Annotated in this window: 17 protein-coding genes; 12 read left to right on the forward strand and 5 right to left on the reverse strand. The window is 69.6% G+C overall.

The window, feature by feature from the left end; translation table 11 throughout:
* The 3 genes from dnaA to recF all read left to right on the forward strand — a co-directional run bounded on the left by dnaA (position 1) and on the right by recF (position 3,667).
* Entirely contained in the window at positions 1–1,374 is a 1,374-nt protein-coding gene (gene dnaA / locus RSP45_RS00005; RefSeq protein WP_415392734.1) for a chromosomal replication initiator protein DnaA, read from the forward strand.
* A gap of 101 nt (positions 1,375–1,475) precedes the next feature.
* Positions 1,476–2,594 carry a DNA polymerase III subunit beta gene (gene dnaN / locus RSP45_RS00010; protein WP_415392735.1) on the forward strand — a complete coding sequence of 373 codons (1,119 nt, stop codon included), beginning with the start codon at positions 1,476–1,478 and terminating at the stop codon, positions 2,592–2,594.
* Entirely contained in the window at positions 2,591–3,667 is a 1,077-nt protein-coding gene (gene recF, locus RSP45_RS00015) for a DNA replication/repair protein RecF (RefSeq protein ID WP_415392736.1), read from the forward strand. Before dnaN ends, recF begins: the two co-directional genes overlap by 4 nt.
* A gap of 25 nt (positions 3,668–3,692) precedes the next feature.
* Here recF and ade read toward each other — a convergent pair whose 3' ends face one another.
* Positions 3,693–5,477: an adenine deaminase gene (ade, locus tag RSP45_RS00020; protein WP_415392737.1), complete on the reverse strand. Its 1,785-nt coding sequence runs from the start codon at positions 5,475–5,477 to the stop codon at positions 3,693–3,695.
* Positions 5,478–5,543: 66 nt separating this feature from the next.
* On the opposite strand from ade, the gene recO reads away from it, so the two are divergent.
* Entirely contained in the window at positions 5,544–6,359 is an 816-nt protein-coding gene (gene recO, locus RSP45_RS00025) for a DNA repair protein RecO (protein WP_415392738.1), read from the forward strand.
* Here the strand turns inward: recO and RSP45_RS00030 are convergent.
* On the reverse strand, positions 6,356–6,955 hold the full coding sequence (locus RSP45_RS00030; protein WP_415392739.1) for a flavin reductase family protein: 600 nt from the start codon (positions 6,953–6,955) through the stop codon (positions 6,356–6,358). The two genes, recO and RSP45_RS00030, sit on opposite strands and share 4 nt — an antisense overlap.
* A 137-nt stretch (positions 6,956–7,092) precedes the next feature.
* Between RSP45_RS00030 and RSP45_RS00035 the strand changes: the two genes are divergently transcribed.
* Both RSP45_RS00035 and RSP45_RS00040 read left to right on the forward strand, forming a co-directional pair.
* Positions 7,093–7,629 carry a GNAT family N-acetyltransferase gene (locus RSP45_RS00035; RefSeq protein WP_415392740.1) on the forward strand — a complete coding sequence of 179 codons (537 nt, stop codon included), beginning with the start codon at positions 7,093–7,095 and terminating at the stop codon, positions 7,627–7,629.
* A gap of 56 nt (positions 7,630–7,685) precedes the next feature.
* Complete coding sequence (locus RSP45_RS00040) at positions 7,686–8,501, forward strand: EcsC family protein (RefSeq protein ID WP_415392741.1); 816 nt, start codon at positions 7,686–7,688, stop codon at positions 8,499–8,501.
* A gap of 66 nt (positions 8,502–8,567) precedes the next feature.
* Here RSP45_RS00040 and RSP45_RS00045 read toward each other — a convergent pair whose 3' ends face one another.
* Entirely contained in the window at positions 8,568–10,136 is a 1,569-nt protein-coding gene (locus RSP45_RS00045) for an ATP-dependent DNA helicase (RefSeq protein WP_415392742.1), read from the reverse strand.
* Between the two features lie 226 nt (positions 10,137–10,362).
* Between RSP45_RS00045 and RSP45_RS00050 the strand changes: the two genes are divergently transcribed.
* The gene (locus tag RSP45_RS00050) at positions 10,363–10,665 is read left to right on the forward strand and encodes a hypothetical protein (protein WP_324328295.1); all 303 of its coding nucleotides are present in this window, start codon (positions 10,363–10,365) and stop codon (positions 10,663–10,665) included.
* A gap of 64 nt (positions 10,666–10,729) precedes the next feature.
* Here the strand turns inward: RSP45_RS00050 and ccrA are convergent, their stop codons facing one another.
* The gene (ccrA, locus tag RSP45_RS00055) at positions 10,730–12,022 is read right to left on the reverse strand and encodes a crotonyl-CoA carboxylase/reductase (protein ID WP_415392743.1); all 1,293 of its coding nucleotides are present in this window, start codon (positions 12,020–12,022) and stop codon (positions 10,730–10,732) included.
* Positions 12,023–12,308: 286 nt separating this feature from the next.
* On the opposite strand from ccrA, the gene RSP45_RS00060 reads away from it, so the two are divergent.
* A complete protein-coding gene (locus RSP45_RS00060; protein WP_415392744.1) occupies positions 12,309–14,267 on the forward strand; it encodes a methylmalonyl-CoA mutase family protein in 1,959 nt (652 codons plus the stop codon).
* Between the two features lie 145 nt (positions 14,268–14,412).
* Positions 14,413–15,222 carry an HpcH/HpaI aldolase family protein gene (locus RSP45_RS00065; RefSeq protein ID WP_415394098.1) on the forward strand — a complete coding sequence of 270 codons (810 nt, stop codon included), beginning with the start codon at positions 14,413–14,415 and terminating at the stop codon, positions 15,220–15,222.
* Here RSP45_RS00065 and RSP45_RS00070 read toward each other — a convergent pair.
* Complete coding sequence (locus RSP45_RS00070) at positions 15,191–15,772, reverse strand: peroxidase-related enzyme (RefSeq protein WP_073064565.1); 582 nt, start codon at positions 15,770–15,772, stop codon at positions 15,191–15,193. The genes RSP45_RS00065 and RSP45_RS00070 overlap by 32 nt on opposite strands.
* 238 nt (positions 15,773–16,010) lie before the next feature.
* Between RSP45_RS00070 and ffh the strand changes: the two genes are divergently transcribed.
* The 3 genes from ffh to rpsP are packed head-to-tail and all read left to right on the forward strand — an operon-like array spanning position 16,011 to position 18,311.
* A complete protein-coding gene (ffh, locus tag RSP45_RS00075; RefSeq protein WP_415392745.1) occupies positions 16,011–17,507 on the forward strand; it encodes a signal recognition particle protein in 1,497 nt (498 codons plus the stop codon).
* Positions 17,508–17,555: 48 nt separating this feature from the next.
* Complete coding sequence (locus tag RSP45_RS00080; RefSeq protein ID WP_073064571.1) at positions 17,556–17,852, forward strand: chorismate mutase; 297 nt, start codon at positions 17,556–17,558, stop codon at positions 17,850–17,852.
* A 48-nt stretch (positions 17,853–17,900) separates the two neighbouring features.
* On the forward strand, positions 17,901–18,311 hold the full coding sequence (gene rpsP, locus RSP45_RS00085) for a 30S ribosomal protein S16 (protein ID WP_415392746.1): 411 nt from the start codon (positions 17,901–17,903) through the stop codon (positions 18,309–18,311).
* The last annotated feature ends 39 nt before the right edge of the window (positions 18,312–18,350 follow it).

The raw sequence follows: 18,350 nt of genomic DNA on the forward strand, positions 1-18,350 counted from the left end.
ATGAACGAACTATGGGCGGGCGTGCGGTCAGAGCTTGAGGCGCGGGTGGGGACGCATAATTTCGCGACCTGGATCGCACCGCTGGATCTGCGCGCGATCGAAGGCGGCTCTGCCGACATCGCCTGCCCGACCAGGTTCCTGTCCGACTGGGTGTCACGCCACTATGCCCGCCCGATTCTCGACGCGCTCAGCAATCAGGGCGCCGAGGTCGAGCGGCTGAACTTCACCATCGCCACCGGCGCCCGCCCCGCGCCTGCCGCCTCCGCCGCGCCGGCACCGGCGCCCGAACAGCCCGCGGCGCGTGTCCCCGCCCGCGGTATCATGGGCGATGACGAGATGTCGGCTCCGCTCGATTCCCGCTTCACCTTCGACAATTTCATCGTCGGCAAGCCCAACGAGCTGGCCCACGCCGCCGCCCGCCGCGTGGCCGAGGGCGGCCCCGTCACCTTCAACCCGCTGTTCCTTTACGGCGGCGTCGGGCTGGGCAAGACCCACCTGATGCACGCCATCGCCCGCGAACGCCAGGCCCGCGACCCCGAGGCGCGGGTGCTCTACCTGTCGGCCGAACAGTTCATGTACCGCTTTGTCCGCGCCCTGCGCGAGCGCACGGTGATGAACTTCAAGGAGCTGTTCCGCACCGTCGACCTGCTGATGGTCGACGACGTGCAGTTCATCGCCGGCAAGGATTCCACCCAGGAAGAGTTCTTCCATACGTTCAACGCGCTGGTCGACCAGGGCAAGCAGATCGTGATTTCCGCCGACCGCGCCCCCGGCGAGATCAAGGACATGGAGGAACGTATCCGCTCGCGCCTGTCCTGCGGGCTGATCGTGGACCTGCACCCCACCGACTACGAGCTACGCCTGTCGATCCTGCAATCCAAGACCGAGCTGTTCCGCGCCACCTATCCGGGGCTGACGCTGTGTGACGGGGTGCTGGAGTTTCTGGCCCACCGCATCACCTCGAACGTGCGCGTGCTCGAAGGGGCGCTGCAGCGGCTGTTCGCCTTTGCCAGCCTGACCGGGCACGACATCGACCTGGACATGACCCAGGAAAGCCTGGCCGACATCCTGCGCGCGTCCGACCGCAAGGTCTCGGTCGAGGAAATCCAGCGCAAGGTGGCAGAACACTACAACATCCGCCTGTCCGATCTGGTGGGGCCCAAGCGGGTGCGCACGCTGGCGCGGCCGCGGCAGATCGCCATGTATCTGGCCAAGCAAATGACCAGCCGCAGCCTGCCGGAAATCGGCCGCCGCTTCGGCGGGCGCGACCACACCACGATCATGCACGGGGTGCGCAAGATCGAGGAGCTGCGGCGCGAGGATCGCAGCATGGCCGAGGATATCGACCTGCTTCGCCGCGCGCTCGAGATGTAAGGCTCGGCAAATGCTTGACCGCCGCCGCGCATTGACGGAACGTGGCGCGCGCGCCTGCCGGCCGGCATGGGCGCGCTGACGACAGACGGGGCCAGGGAACCATGAAATTTTCGATCGAACGCGCGGTGCTCGTCAAGGCGGCCAACCAGGCCCAGTCGGTGGTCGAGCGCCGCAACACCATCCCGATTCTGGCCAACGTGCTGATCGAGGCCGGGGCGGATGGCGTCAGCTTCCGCGCCACCGACCTTGACACCGAAATCGTGGACCGCGCGCCCGCCATGGTGGAACGCCCCGGCGCCACCACGGTCAGCGCGGCGCTGCTGAACGAGATCGCCCGCAAGCTGCCCGACGGGGCGCTGGTCAACATCGCCGCCGATGCCGCCACCGCGCGGCTGACCGTGCAGGCGGGGCGCTCGAACTTCAACCTCGCGACGCTGCCGCGCGAGGATTTCCCGGTGATGGCCTCGACCGAATACGCCGCCAATTTCGCGGCGCCCGCGCCGGTGCTGCGGCGGCTGTTCGACAAGTCGCGGTTTGCGATCTCGACCGAAGAGACCCGCTATTACCTGAACGGCGTCTACATGCATGTGGCCGAAACCGAGGGCGGCCGGACCCTGCGCTGCGTGGCGACCGACGGCCACCGGCTGGCCCGCGTCGATGCGGCCCTGCCCGCGGGGGCTGAATCGATGCCCGGCGTGATCGTGCCGCGCAAGACCGTGGCCGAGCTGCGCAAGCTCTTGGACGACGACGAGGCAGAGATCGCGGTCTCGGTCGGCGAAACCAAGGTGCGGTTTGCGACGCCGACGATCACCCTGACCTCCAAGGTGATCGACGGCACCTTCCCCGACTACAGCCGGGTGATCCCGCGCGGCAACACCCGCCGGCTCGAGGTCGACGCCGCCGATTTCGCCCGCGCCGTGGACCGGGTGGCCACCGTCAGCAGCGAGCGTTCGCGCGCGGTCAAGCTGGCGCTGGACGAAGATCGGCTGGTGCTGTCGGTGAACGCCCCCGACGCCGGCGCGGCTGACGAGGAACTGGCCGTGGCCTATGCCGACGAGCCGCTGGAGATCGGCTTCAACGCCAAATACCTGCAGGAAATCGCCGCCCAGATCGACCGCGAGAACGCGGTGTTCCTGTTCAACGGCTCGGGCGACGCCGCCCTGATCCGCGAGGGCGGGGACGAATCGGCGGTCTATGTCGTGATGCCGATGCGGGTGTGACGCTCACCCGTCTGGAGCTTGCGCAATTCCGGTCCTGGCCCCGGCTGGGGCTGGACCTCGACGACCGGCCGCTGGCGATCTTTGGCCCGAATGGCGCCGGCAAGACCAACATCCTGGAAGCGCTGTCGATGCTGTCCCCCGGGCGGGGCCTGCGCAATGCCGCCCCCGGCGATCAGGCGCGGCAAGGGCCGGATGCGGGCTGGCGGATCCGCGCGGTGATCGGCGACCATCAGGTGGAAACCGGCGCCAGCCCCGGCGAATCGCGCAGGCTGACCATCGACGACAAGGCCGCGCCACAGGTGGCGCTGGGGCGGCTGCTGCGGCTGATCTGGGTCACCCCCGCGATGGACCGGCTGTGGACCGACCCGCCCGAATCGCGGCGGCGGTTCCTCGACCGGCTGACGCTGAGCCTGATCCCCTCGCACGCGGAAACCGCGCTGGCGTATGAGCGCGCCATGCGCGAACGCAACCGCCTGCTGCGCGACGAAATCCGCGACGACCGCTGGTTCCGGGCGCTGGAAACCCGGATGGCGCAGGCGGGGGCGGAACTGACCGCGAACCGGCTGGCGGCGCTGGACCGCATCCACGCCGCGCAGGCGGATGCCGCCACCGGGTTTCCCGCCGCAACCCTGGCCTTGCTGCCGGGCGAGGGCCACGCCGACGACCCCGACCCGGACCGCATCGCCGCGCGGCTGGCGGCGACCCGCCCCCGCGACATGGCCGCCGGCCGTACCCTGACCGGCCCGCATCGCGCCGATCTGGGCGCGCATTGGGGTCCGCAGGACATGCCGGCCGCGCTGAGTTCCACCGGAGAGCAAAAGGCGCTGCTGCTTTCCCTCATCCTCGCCAACGCCCGCGCGCTGGCGGCAGAGCGCCCGGTGCTGCTGCTCGACGAGGTCGCGGCCCATCTGGATGCCGACCGCCGCGCCGCGCTTTACGATGAAATCAGCGCGCTGCCGGCGCAGAGCTTCCTGACCGGCACCGGGCGCGAGCTGTTCGCCGCCTTTGGCCCCCGCGCCCGCTACCTGTCGGTCCACCGCGAGGGCGGCGCCTCAGTGGCGACCGAGGAATAGCTTCTTTCTGGCCCAAATACCCATTCTACGCCGACGACATCACCACATCGACCAGTTCGAACCGCGTCACATCCACCAGCCCCAGATCGGAAATCCGCAGCTCGGGGATCACCACCAGCGCCAGCAGCACATGCTGCATCACCGCGTTGTTCATGGCGCAGCCGCAGTCGCGGATCGCCTGGTTGACCGCGTCCGCGTCCGCGGCGACCTCGGCCGCAGGGCGGTCCGACATCAGCCCGGCGATGGGCAGCGCGACATGGGCCAGCTCCACGCCCTCGCGGAACACGGTGATGCCGCCGCCCAGCTCGCCCAGCCGCGCGACGGCCGCGGCCATATTGTCGCCGCAGGTGCCGACGACGATCATGTGGTGGCTGTCATGCGCCACGGTCGAGGCCACCGCCATCCGCCCCTGATAGCCGAAACCCTGCACGAACCCGTTGACCACGCCGCCGGTGCCGCGGTGGCGTTCCACCAGCGCGATCCGCGCCAGCTCGCCCTCGGGCTCCACCGCCCCGTCGCGGACCGGCAGATCGGCGGTCAGCGCCCGTGTGGGGGCCTGGTTCTCGACCACGCCGATCACCCGCACCGTCGCGCGGTTGCCCGCGGCCGGCACCCGAAAATCCACCGCCGCCAGAGGACGCCCCAGATGCACCGAGTTGCGGGCGGCTTCGGGCCAGTCGATCTGCGGGCAGTCGACCAGCAGCCGCCCGCTTTCCGCCACCACGCGGCCCTGTGCGATCACCAGCTCGACCGGCAGCGCCCGCAGGTCGCTGCTCAGGATCACATCCGCCCGTCGCCCCGGGGTGATCGAGCCCAGTTCTCGTTCCAGCCCGAAATGCCGGGCGGTGTTGATCGTGGCCATCTGGATCGCGATCAGCGGGTCGCAGCCGCAGTCGATGGCATGGCGCACGACCCGGTCCATATGCCCGTCATGGACCAGCGTGCCCGCGTGGCAATCGTCGGTGCACAGCATGAAGCTGGCCGGGTCCAGCCCCTTTTCGGTGATCGCGGTGATCTGCGCCGCCACGTCGTGCCAGGCCGAGCCCAGCCGCAGCATCGCCCCCATCCCCTGCCGCACCCGGGCGATGGCCTGATGCTCGGCCACGGTCTCGTGGTCGTCGGCCGCGCCCCCGGCGACATAGGCCGCAAAGCTGCGCCCCAGGTCGGGGCTGGCGTAATGCCCGCCGACCACCTTGCCCGCGGCGCGAGTCGCGGCGATTTCCGACAGCATCGCCGGGTCGCCCGCCGCCACGCCGGGAAAGTTCATCATCTCGCCCAGACCCACGATGCCTTCCCAGCCCATCGCCTGTGCGACCTCGCCCGCCGTGATCGGGTGGCCGGTGGTTTCCAGCCCGGGGGCCGAGGGCGCGCAGCTGGGCATCTGGGTCAGCATGGTGATCGGCTGGCGCAGGCTTTCGTCTCGCATCAGCCGCACCCCTTCCAGCCCCATCACGTTGGCGATCTCATGCGGGTCGTGCAGGATGGTGGTGGTGCCGTGCGGGATCACCGCTGCGGCGAAACCGGCGGGCGTCAGCATCCCCGATTCGACATGCATATGCGCGTCGATCAGCCCGGGGATCATGTAGCGGCCCTGCGCCTCGATCACCTGCGTGTCGGGGCCGATATTGGCGCCGGCATCGGGCAGCACGCAGGCGATGCGCCCGTCGGCGATGGCGATGTCGTGTCCCGCCACCACCTCGCGCGTGTGCACGTTCACCCATTGCCCGCCGCGGATCACCATGTCGGCGGGCGCGCGCCCCGCGGCGACCTCGACCAGCCGCGCCTGTGCCTCGATCCATGATTTCAACATCGCGCGCCCTTTCCTTCGCCGGATAATGCCCCAGATTGCGGCAGGCGGCACCGGAAGGAAAGACGGATGGAGTGGCAGGGCGAGGCAACCGCGATCGCGCGGCGCAGGCACGGCGAACACGCGGTGATCCTGACCGTGCTGGCGCGCGACGCCGGGCTGATCTCGGGGGTGGTGCCGGGCGGGGCCAGCGTCAAGCGCGCCGCCATGCTGCAACCGGGCAACCGGCTGAGCCTGCGCTGGCGGGCGCGGCTGGACGACCAGCTGGGCAGGTTCTCGGCGGAACCCGCGCGGGCGCGGCCGGGGCTGATGGCCGATGCCGATGCGCTGGCCGGGCTGAACGCGGTCACCGCGCTGATCCGCTGGGCGCTGCCCGAGCGCGACCCCCACCCGCGGCTGACCGACGCGACCGAGGCGTTGCTGGACGCGATCGCGGCAGGAACCGCGGTGCCTGATGGCGCGGCCGGAGCCGGGGGGCTGTCTGCCCCCCGCGCCCCCCGAGGATATTTCGGTGATGAAGAAGCCACGCCCTGGGCCGCCGATTACCTGCGGTGGGAGCTGCTGCTGCTGGACGAGCTGGGGTTCGGGCTGTCGCTGGATCGCTGCGCGGTCAGCGGCGCGCGCGAGGGGCTGGCCTGGGTTTCCCCCCGCACTGGCCATGCGGTGACAGGGGCCGCGGCGGGCGAATGGGCGCCGCGGCTGCTGCCCCTGCCCGCGATCCTCGGCGGGCCCGAGGAGGCAGGGGGACTGGCCGAGGCGCTGGCGCTGACCGGGCATTTCCTGGCTGCGCGGCTGGCCGAGGGGCAGGTGGGCCGCCCCATCCCGCCAGCGCGGGCGCGGCTGCTCGCCCGGCTGGGGGCAGGGGGCCTGGAAAGCGGCGCCTAATCCGGGCGCTGCATCTCGAACAACTCGGTGGTGATGGCGTAGTCGCGATAGCCCAGCCGCGACAGCCAGCCGGTGCGGCGCAGGTCGAACCGCCCCTCGACCACGCAATCGTCGCGCAGGTGGATGCCGGTGACCACCCCCAGCACCATGTGGTTGGCCTTGCCCGCCAGCCGGATGATCCTAGTCATCCGGCACTCCAGGCTCGCCGCAGCTTCGGCCACCCGCGGGCAGTCGATGGTCTCGCAGGGCGCGGCGGTCAGCCCGGCGGCCTCGAACTCGCTCACCCCCGCCGGCAGCATCGCCGAGGACGCGTTCATCGCGTCCTTCAGCGCCCCGTCGGCGATGTTGATGCAGAACACCCGGCTTTCCGCGATCTGCGCCACGCTGTCCTTGGTGCCCGGCCGGTCGGGCTTATCCCCGGTCGAGGCGAACATCACCTGCGGCGGCACATAGGCGGTGGCGTTGAAGAACGAATAGGGCGCCAGGTTGTCCCCCTGCCGCCCGCGCGTCGACACCCAGCCGATCGGGCGCGGCGCGATGATGGCGTTGAACGGGTTGTGCGGCAGGCCGTGCCCCGCCTCGGGTCGATAGAACATGGATGCGGCCTTTCGCTGGAGAGGGGGCGGGGAGCGCATGATGGCGGCACCGCGGCCCCGGGGCAAGCACCCGGCGCGGTCTTTCCTGCGCGGGCGCAGGGTGTTAAGCCCGCGCCGATCCGCGGCGCAAAGGTCCGATGTACAGGCTGTCCCCCGAAACCGACGCCGACACCCCCGAGGTCGAGGCCCTGCTGGACCTGTGCTTCGCCCCGGGGCGGACGGCGCTGTCGTCCTATCGGCTGCGCGAAGGCGTGGCGCCGGTGCGCGAGCTGTGCCTGACCCTGCGCGCCGGCACCAGCAACGGGGACGGCAGCGCGGGCGTGCTGCTGGCCGCGATCCGCTATTGGCCGGTGCGGGTGGCGGGGCAAAAGGTGCTGCTGCTGGGCCCCGTCGCGGTCCACCCCACCGCGCAGGGCGAGGGGCTGGGCGGGCTCTTGATGCGCGAAAGCCTGTCGCTTGCGGCGGCGATGGGCTGGCAGCGGGTGATGCTGGTGGGCGATGCGCCCTATTACAGCCGCTTCGGGTTTTCAAAGCTGGACGGGGTCGAGATGCCGCCCCCCACCAACCCCGACCGGGTGCTGGGGCTGGAACTGGAACCCGGCGCATGGGTTGACCTGCGCGGCACGGTCACGCGCGAGACCGCGGCCGCGAACGCCTGCCCCTCGGGCGCTTGACAGCGCCGGGCGGGGCGCGTTTCCGTGGAAATGTCGCGCCAAGCAAGGACGGACCCATGGCAGCCACGCCCACGACCATCCCCCGGCAGGCGATCCTGCCGCCGATCGACGACCCCTCGGTGCATCTGCAGATCGACCGGCTGGCCGGGAAATACCTCGATGCCGGCGGGCTGGTGATGGATCTGCTGGTCAGCATCGGCGGCGGTGCGCAGGGGCTGCTGGACCGGCTGCCGGGCTTCGTGCGCCACCGTCTGGACGGGATCACCCTGGCGGCACTGAACCGAGCGTTCGACGCGGCCAGCCGCTCGCGCCACTATGTCCGCGACCGCGGCGACTGGTTCAACCGGCTGGCGACGACCGTCTCCGGCGCCGCCGGCGGCGCGGCCGGGCTGCCGGGCGCGATGGTGGAACTGCCGCTGACCGTATCCATGCTGCTGCGCGCGATCCTGGAAATCGCCGCCGAACACGGCTTCGACCCCGAGGCCGAGGAAACCCGGATCGAGGCGATCCGGGTCTTTGCCGCCGCCGGGCCGATGTCGGACGACGACGGCACCGATCTGGGGCTGCTGGCGGCCAAGGTGACGATCACCGGCCAGACCGTGCAGGGGCTGATCGCGCGCATCGCGCCGCGGCTGGCGGCGGTGCTGGGCCAGAAGCTGGCGGCGCAGGCGACGCCGGTGTTCGGCGCGGTGGCCGGCGCCTCGATCAACTTTGCCTTTGCCGGGTATTATCAGGAAATCGCCCGCGTGCATTTCGGGCTGCTGCGGCTTGCCCGCGAAACCGGCATCCCGCGCGAGGCCCTGACCGAGGCGCTGGTCGACCGCATGGAACAACGCCGCGGCAAGGCACTGCACAACCCCGCTCGCGGCTGATCCCGGTCTTTCCCGCTTTTCATCGTGGCGAAAATATCCCCGCCGGAGGCTCCGGCCGCGCCGCTCTCACTCGGGCGCGGCTTCGGGCGCTGCCAGCTCCAGCGCCGCGGCCTCGACCGTCAGGTCGCTGACCGACAGCCCCGATTTCGGCCGCGCCAGCGCCGCGCGGGTGACCCAGAACAGCCGCTCCTGCGCGCGGGTAATCGCCACATAGGCCAGCCGCTTCCACAACGGCAGCCCGGCCTCGGTCCGGTTCGCCCAGGCGGCGGCCGAGATGTCGGGGCCGAACAGCTGCACCTCGGGCCATTGCGAGCCCTGCGCCTTGTGGATCGTCACCGCCGCGCCGTGCAGGAAGGCCGCGCCCATGCGGGCGGCATAGGGGATGAAGGGTTCCTCGACGTCCGGCGTCTCGATCTTGATGATGCTGGCGGCCGACAGCCGCGGCTCGGGGACGCCGATGACGTGCAGCCGCGAAAACCCCGGCTTCTTGCCCGGGCCCAGATAGATCACCTGCGCGCCCTTGATCAGCCCGCGCGCCTCGAGATCGATGCGCTTCTTGCGGTGTTTCAGCGGCAGCTCGATCCCGTCGCAGACCAGCGGCTCGCCCGGCAGCAGCGCATCGCCCGGCGCGCCATGGGCGGCGCGAAAGGCTGTGATCAGCCGCACCCGCGTGGCGTTGCGCCAGACCAACGCGGGCGAGCGCGCCATCAGGTCGCTGTCCATCCGTTCCGCCCAGACCACCCGGTCGTCGCGGCCGGCCGCATCGCGGACCAGCCGCTCGAAGGCCGGGAAGTCCACCGCCGGGTCGGACAGCGCATGGGCAAGGTCGAGGATCGGGCTGTCGCCCGCCTGCCGGTGAATGCGGCTGAGCATCAGCTTTTGCGGCGCCGCCAGCCGGTCGAACACCATCTGTCCCGACTGCCCCACCGGGGCCAGCTGCGCCGGGTCGCCGAACAGCACCAGCAGCGGAAAGATCTCGCGCAGATCCTCGAACTGGCGTTCGTCCAGCATCGAGGATTCGTCGATCAGCCCGATGTCCAGCGGGTCCTCGCGCCGTTTCCAGCCGGTGATGAAATCCGAACCCCGCAGCCCCGCCGCCGCCAGCGCCCCGGGGATCGAGCCGTGCTGCTGATAGAACAAGAGCGCGCGGTCCATCGCCTCCTCGCTGAGCGCCGCGATCACCGGACGCTCGCCGGTGCCGGCCAGCCACTCGGCCAGGCGTTCGTATTCGGGATCATAAACCGGCGTATAAAGGATGCGGTGGATGGTGGTCGCGGGCACGCCCCGGGTGCGCAGCACGAAGGCGGCCTTGTTGGTCGGCGCCAGAATCGCCACGCTGCGGGCGTCCTTGCGGCGCTTGCCCTCGTAATCGCCGCTGACCACATGCACCCCGGCTGCGACCAGCGCCCGGGTGATCTCGGCCAGCAGCAGCGTCTTGCCCGACCCCGCCTTGCCCAGCACCGCCAGCACCTGCGCCTTGCCGGCCGCGGGGGGCACGATTTCCTCGGACACCAGATCGACGCCGGCGGCGGCCAGCGCCTCGGCCAGCCGGTCCCAGGCCTCGGCCTGATCGGCGGAAAGCGGCGGCGGGTCGGGCCGTTCGGCGGGGGCGTCGAGGCGAAGCGTCGGCTGCATCGCGCCATCCTAGCCGCGGCGGCGGGTGGGGCCAAGCGGCGGTGTTCGGGGACAGGCGGGGGCGGCCCGCAGGGTGGCGCGGCCGGAGCCTCCGGCGGGGATATTTGGGCCACGATGAAAGCGCCGGTGGCATGGGGCTGCGTGGATCCGCGCGGCGGCCGGGCGCGTTGGGGTCGCGACCGCGGTTGCCGCAGGGCGCCGCCGGGCTGCAACGGAGCAAAGCAAGATGACACATCACCATGAGCGGGCCGGCTCGATCCTGCCCTATGTGGCGCTGGCCGGGGTGCTGGGCTGGGCCGCCGCGATGTTCTGCCGCCAGGGACACCACTCGCACCGGCGGCTGCATCGGCGCGGGCGGCTGGCAGCGATTTCCGACAAGGCCGCGGCCGAGGGCGAGGCGACCGAGGACTGCGACTTCGTCCGCCCCGCCGGGCGCGGCGCCATGCGCGACCCCCCGCGGCGCTGGGACGAGGTGGACGAGGCCAGCGACGCCTCGTTCCCGTCCAGCGACCCGCCCGGGAATTACTGAGCCGCACCGCACCAACGAAAAGCGCGCCCGAAGGGGCGCGCTTCTGCGTTCAGGGGAGGGGCGCTCAGCCCCTGCGGCCGGCCTCGAGCGCGTCCTCGAAGGTGCGCAGCCCGGCCTCGGGCGCCTGCACCAGCACCGCCATGTTGCCCGGCTTGTGCTGGTTGCGCAGCATCTTCAGATGCGCCTGCGGGATGTCCGCCCAGGGGAACACCTCGGACATGGCCGGGTCGATGCGGCGTTCCAGCATCAGCCGGTTCGCGGCCGAGGCCTGCTTGAGATGCGCGAAATGCGAGCCCTGCAGGCGCTTCTGGTGCATCCACATGTAGCGCACGTCGAAGGTGCAGTTGAAGCCGGTGGTGCCGGCGCAGATCACCACCATGCCGCCCTTCTTGCAGACGAAGGTCGACACCGGGAAGGTCGCCTCACCGGGGTGTTCAAAGACGATGTCGACGTTGTTGCCCTTGCCGGTGATGTCCCAGATCGCCTTGCCGAACTTGCGGACCTCGTTGAACCACTGCTTGTATTCCTCGCTGTTGACCTTGGGCAGGGCGCCCCAGCAGTTGAAATCCTTGCGGTTGATGACGCCCTTGGCGCCCAGGTTCATCACGAACTCGCGCTTGTCCTCTTCGGAAATCACCCCGATGGCGTTGGCGCCGGCGGCGTTGATCAGCTGGATCGCGAAGGACCCCAGCCCGCCCGAGGCGCCCCAGACCAGCACGTTCATGCCGGGCTTGAGCTCATGCGGCTCGTGCCCGAACAGCATCCGATAGGCGGTGGCCAGCGTCAGGGTGTAGCAGGCCGATTCCTCCCAGGTCAGGTGGCGCGGGCGCGGCATCAGCTGCTGCGCCTGCACCCGGGTGAACTGGGCGAAGCTGCCGTCGGGGGTCTCGTAGCCCCAGATGCGCTGGCTGGGCGAATACATCGGGTCGCCGCCGTTGCATTCCTCGTCGTTGCCGTCGTCCTGGTTGCAGTGGATCACGACCTCGTCGCCGACCTTCCAGTTGCGGACCTTGTCGCCGACCTTCCACACGATCCCCGAGGCGTCCGAGCCGGCGATGTGATAGGGCTGCTTGTGCCCGTCGAAGGGGCTGACCGGCGTGCCCAGCCCCGCCCAGATGCCGTTGTAGTTGACGCCCGCGGCCATCACGAGCACCAGCACCTCGTTGCTGTCGATTTCCCAGGTGTCGACGACCTCGACCTGCATGGCCTTGTCGGGCTCGCCATGTCGCTCGCGGCGAATCGCCCAGGCGTACATCTGCTTGGGAACATGGCCCAAGGGCGGCATCTCTCCGATTTCGTAGAGATCCTTTTGCGGTGCGTCATAGGGGGCGATGGGGCTAGGGGTGTCGAGGGCCATGGCCATAGTCCTTGCGTAATCATGCCGCAGCGCAGAATCGCGGCGTCCGGCCCCAATCGCTAAAGAGCCGCGCGCAACATTGCAATAGCGACCTGTGGGGGTTGCGCAATATTATGTCCCTCTCGTCGCCGCGTCCTGAGAGCGCGGCTTTCATCGTGGCCCAAATATCCCCGCCGGAGGCTCCCGCCCCCACGCAAGACCCGTGCCGCGCCGCAGCGAATTGACGGCGCAGCATTATGTCCGCTAACTGACCCCAACCGAAAGAATCTTGCGAAAGGGATTCGCCGTGGCTCCCAAGGACAAACCCTGGCTGTTCCGCACCTATGCCGGCCATTCCACCGCCGCGAAGTCCAACCAGCTTTACCGCACCAACCTCGCCAAGGGGCAGACCGGGTTGTCGGTGGCCTTCGACCTGCCGACGCAGACCGGCTATGATTCGGACCACGTGCTAGCGCGGGGCGAGGTCGGTAAGGTCGGCGTGCCCGTTTGCCACCTGGGCGACATGCGCACGCTGTTCGACCAGATCCCGCTGGAGCAGATGAACACCTCGATGACCATCAACGCCACCGCGCCGTGGCTGCTGTCGCTGTATATCGCGGTGGCTGAGGAGCAGGGGGCCGATGTCTCGAAACTGCAGGGCACGGTGCAGAACGACATCATCAAGGAATATCTGTCGCGCGGCACCTATATCTGCCCGCCCAAGCCCAGCCTGCGGATGATTACCGACGTTGCCGCTTATACGGCGAAAAACCTGCCGAAATGGAACCCGATGAACGTGTGTTCCTATCACCTGCAAGAGGCCGGGGCGACGCCGGAACAGGAACTGGCCTATGCACTGGCTACCGGCATCGCGGTGCTGGACGATCTGAAAACCAAGGTCGCGCCCGAGGCCTTCCCGGCCATGGTCGGCCGCATCAGCTTCTTCGTGAACGCGGGCATCCGCTTCGTCACCGAGCTGTGCAAGATGCGCGCCTTTACCGAGCTGTGGGACGAGATCTGCCGCGACCGCTACGGGATCGAGGACGAGAAATACCGCCGCTTCCGCTACGGGGTGCAGGTGAACTCCCTTGGCCTGACCGAGCAGCAGCCGGAAAACAACGTCTACCGGATCCTGATCGAGATGCTGGCGGTGACGCTGTCCAAGAACGCCCGTGCCCGCGCCGTGCAGCTGCCGGCCTGGAACGAGGCGCTGGGCCTGCCGCGCCCCTGGGACCAGCAGTGGTCGTTGCGGATGCAACAGATCATGGCCTATGAAACCGACCTGCTGGAATACGGCGACCTGTTCGACGGCAACCCGGCGGTGGCCGCAAAGGTCGAGGCGCTGAAGGACGGGGCGCGCGCCGAGCTCAAGCTGCTGGACGAGATGGGTGGTGCCATCGCGGCCATCGACTACATGAAATCGCGGCTGGTCGAATCGAACGCCGCGCGGCTGAACCGGGTCGAGGATGGCGAGACCGTGGTGGTCGGCGTCAACCGCTGGCAGCAGGGCGAGCCCTCGCCGCTGACCTCGGGCGATGGCGGCATCCTCGTCGTCGATCCGGCGGTGGAACAGGACCAGATCGCAAGGCTGAACGACTGGCGCCAGGCCCGCGACAACGCGGCCGTCGAGGCCGCGCTGTCGCGCTTGCGCGCGGACGCGCAAGAGGGGCGCAACATCATGCCGGCCTCGATCGCGGCGGCGAAGGCCGGGGCCACCACCGGCGAATGGGCGGGCGTCATGCGCGCGGTCCACGGCGAATACCGCGGGCCCACCGGCGTCTCGCCCTCGCCCTCGAACCGGACCGAGGGGCTCGAGCCGATCCGCGAGGCGGTGGATGCGGTCAGCACCCGGCTGGGGCGGCGGATGAAGTTCGTGGTCGGCAAGCCGGGGCTCGACGGCCATTCCAACGGCGCCGAGCAGATCGCCTTCCGCGCCCGCGACTGCGGCATGGACATCACCTATGACGGCATCCGCCTGACCCCGGCCGAGATCGTCGCGGCCGCGCAGGAACAGCAGGCGCATGTGGTCGGGCTGTCGATCCTGTCGGGCAGCCACCTGCCGCTGGTCCGCGACGTGATGGAGCGGATGCGTGGGGCGGGGCTGGGCCATATCCCGGTGATCGTCGGCGGCATCATCCCCGAGGACGACGCCGCGCAGCTGCGCGCGATGGGGGTGGCGCGGGTCTATACGCCCAAGGATTTCGAGCTGAACCGGATCATGATGGATCTGGTGGCGCTGGTGGACCCCGAGGCGCGGGCCGCCTGAGCGAGCGCCCGGGCGCGGCGGCGGCAGGAGCGTCGCCGCCGGCCATGCGGCGCGGCCGCATGGGTATTTGGGCCAGAAAGAAGCCCGCTTGTGCAGGGGGGCTATGCGGGCCATGCTGCCGGCGTTCCACCAGCAGAGCCTGACGATGCCCGCTCCCCAGAACAGTTTCAAATCCCGACTTGCCGCAGGCGAGGTGCTGATCGGCGCCTGGCTGGGCCTTGCCGACCCCTATGCCGCCGAGATCGCCGCCACCGCCGGTTTCGACTGGCTGCTGATCGACGGCGAGCACGCGCCGAACGACCTGCGCTCGATCCTCGCGCAGCTGAGCGTGGTCGAGGCCTCGGGCAGCAGCCCGGTGGTGCGGCTGCCGATGGGCGAGGATTGGGCGATCAAGCAGGCGCTGGACCTTGGCGCGCAGTCGCTGCTGATCCCGATGGTGGACAGCGCCGCGCAGGCGCAGGCGCTGGTCCGCGCCGTGCGCTATCCGCCGCGGGGGACGCGCGGGGTCGGTTCGGCGCTGGCGCGGGCCTCGCGGTTCTCGGGGATCCCCGATTATCTGGCCACGGCCGATGCGCAGATCTGGCTGGGGGTGCAGGTGGAGACCCGCGCCGGGCTGGCGGCGCTGGACGAAATCCTGGCGGTCGAGGGCGTGGACGGGGTGTTTCTGGGCCCGGCCGACCTGTCGGCGGACATGGGGTATCTGGGCCAGCTCGACCACCCCGAGGTGCTGGCGGCGATCTCGGACGCGACAAGGCGGATCGCGGCGGCGGGCAAGGCGCCGGGCATCATCTGGACCGACGAGCCGAACGCCAGCCGCGCCATCGCCGAGGGTGCGCGCTTCGTGGCCACCGCCATCGACGTGATCACCCTCGCCGGGGCGCTGCGCCGTGCCGCCAGCGCCGGCAAGGCCCTGCGCGAGCGGGTCACTGCTGGCGCGGCACCCGGCCCAGCATGAAGAACTCCTCGTTCGGGGGGATGTCGGCCATGTTCGCGATCCGGTTCGACATGCCGAAGAACGCGGCGATGGCGCCGATGTCCCAGATCTCGTCGGGGGTGAAGCCCGCCTCGATCATGTCCTCGTAATCGTCCTGAGTGACGTTCTCGGCCTCCATCGCCACCAGCTCGGCGTAATCCAGCATGGCGTAATGGCGGTCGCTCAGCGGCGTCTTGCGCCAGTTGACCGCCAGCCGGTCGGCCAGTTGCGGATCCTTGGCCCGCACCCGCAGGATCGCCCCATGCGCCACCACGCAATACTGGCAGCGGTTCAGCCCGCTGGTGGCGACCACGATCATCTCGCGCTCGGCCCGCGACAGGCCCTCGTCCTTGTCCATCAGCGCCTCGTGATAGGCGAAAAACGCCCGGAATTCGGCCGGGCGGTGCGCCAGCGCCAGGAACACGTTCGGCACGAAGCCGGATTTCTCCTGCACGGCGCGGATCATTTCCTGGATATCGGTGGGCAGGGCGCGCAGATTCGGGATGGCAAAGCGGCTGATCGGTGGGTTCATGGTGTTCTTTCTGGCTCAAATACCCCGGGGGAGCCGCAACGCGGGGGGGCAGGGCCCCCATCTGCGCCCCCATCTGCGCAGGCAAGGTTGACTCTGGCCCCGCGATCTGAAATGTCCACCCGGATTCCCCGGAAGGTCATCCTTCCGGTCCCCGCCTGTTCGGGGATCGCCCCCCGTCAGCGCGGATGCGCCCACGGGGGCCATACTGGTTTTGATGCGGCGATAGCCGGAGGTCGCGATGTTCGAGAGCCTTTCTGACCGTCTTGGCGGCGTCTTCGACCGCCTGACCCGGCAGGGCGCCCTGACCGAGGATGACGTCACAGCCGCCATGCGCGAGGTGCGCCAGGCGCTGCTGGACGCCGACGTCTCGCTGCCGGTGGTGCGCAGCTTCGTGCGCGCGGTCACCGCCAAGGCCACCGGGGCCGCGGTCACCAAGTCGATCACGCCCGGCCAGCAGGTGGTCAAGATCGTCCATGACGAGCTGATCCGCACCCTGCAGGGTGACGATGCCCCCGACACGCTGAAGATCGACACGCCCCCCGCGCCGATCCTGATGGTCGGTCTGCAGGGCTCGGGGAAGACCACCACCACCGCCAAGCTCGCCAAGCGCCTCACCGACCGCGAGAAAAAGCGCGTGCTGATGGCCAGCCTCGACACCAACCGCCCCGCCGCGATGGAACAGCTGGCGATCCTCGGCCAGCAGATCGGCGTCGACACGCTGCCGATCGTGCCGGGCGAAAACGCCGTGCAGATCGCGCGCCGTGCCAAGCAGCAGGCGAGCTTCGGCGGCTATGACGTCTATATGCTCGACACCGCCGGGCGACTGCATATTGACCAGGTGCTGATGGACGAGGTGCAGGCCGTCCGCGACGTGGTGAACCCGCGCGAGACGCTGCTGGTCGTCGACGGGCTGACCGGGCAGGACGCGGTGAACGTCGCGACCGAGTTCGATGCCAAGGTCGGCGTCTCGGGCGTGGTGCTGACCCGGATGGACGGCGACGGCCGCGGCGGTGCGGCGCTGTCGATGCGCCAGATCACCGGCAAGCCGATCCGCTTTGTCGGGCTTGGCGAAAAGATGGACGCGCTGGAAAGCTTCGATGCCGAGCGGGTCGCGGGCCGCATCCTCGGCATGGGCGACATCGTGGCGCTGGTCGAGAAGGCGCAGCAGGTGCTCGAGGTCGAGCAGGCCGAGCGCATGATGAAGCGGTTTGCCAAGGGTCTGTTCAACATGAACGACCTGAAGAACCAGCTGGAGCAGATGCAGAAGATGGGCGGGATGCAGTCCATCATGGGCATGATGCCCGGCATGGGGAAGATGGCGAAACAGGCCGAGGCGGCGGGGATCGACGACACCATGCTGCGCCGGCAGATCGCGCTGATCAACTCGATGACCAAGAAGGAACGCGCCAACCCCGAGCTGCTGCAGGCCAGCCGCAAGAAGCGCATCGCCGCCGGCGCGGGCATGGAGGTGGCCGAGCTGAACAAGCTGCTGAAGATGCAGCGGCAGATGGCCGATACCATGAAAAAGGTCAGCAAGATGGGCAAGGGCGCGATGCTGAAACAGGCGATGCGCGCTATGTCCGGCAAGGGCGGCGGGCTGCCCGATCTGGCCGAGGCCGATCCGGCCAAGATGGCCGAGGCCGCGAAGATGCTGCAGGACCCGCGGGGCCTGGGCGGGCAGCTGGGCGGCATGAACCTGCCCGGCGGGCTCTCGGGGCTGTTCGGCAAGAAATGACCGCCCGCCCCATGACCGCGCAATCCGCAACCGCAAGAGAGCCCCTGGATGAGTGACGCCCAGAACCGCGCCGCCGCCCTGCTACGGGAACATCGCGCCAGCATCGACCGGCTGGATGCGATCCTGGTCTATACGCTGGCCGAGCGGTTCCAGCACACGCAATCGGTCGGCCGGCTCAAGGCCGAACATGATCTTCCGCCCTCGGACCCTGCGCGCGAGGCGCAGCAGATCGAGCGGCTGGAACGGCTGGCGCGCGAGGCCGATCTCGACCCCGAGTTCGCGCGCAAGTTCCTCAACTTCGTGATCGCCGAGGTGATCCGGCACCACGAGATCCTTCAGTCCTGAGGCGCGCCCGCGCGTCGCAACACGCCATTTCCAAAGGAGAACAACCAAATGGCCATGAAAATCCGTCTCGCCCGTGGCGGGTCCAAGAAACGCCCCCATTACGCCATCGTGGCCTCGGATTCGCGGATGCCGCGCGACGGCCGCTTCCTGGAAAAGCTGGGCGTCTACAACCCGCTGCTGCCCAAGGATTCGGAAGACCGCGTCAAGATCGACCTTGAGCGGGTGCAGTACTGGCTGAGCCATGGCGCGCAGCCGACCGACCGGGTGGCGCGCTTCCTGGAAGCCGCGGGCGTGAAGGAAAAGACCGAGCGCCAGAACCTGAAGAAGGGCGAGCCGGGCAAGGCCGCGAAAGAGCGCGCGCAGAAGCGCCTCGACCGCGAAGAGGCCGCCCGCGCCGCCTCCGAGGAAGCCAAGGCCGCCCCGGCCGAAGCCCCGGCCGAGGAAGCCGCGACCGAGTGATCCCTGGCAGCGGCGGGGCAGGGTCCCGCCGCGGCCCGT

Source organism: Paracoccus sp. SJTW-4 (assembly GCF_047716885.1).
GTDB lineage: Bacteria > Pseudomonadota > Alphaproteobacteria > Rhodobacterales > Rhodobacteraceae > Paracoccus > Paracoccus solventivorans.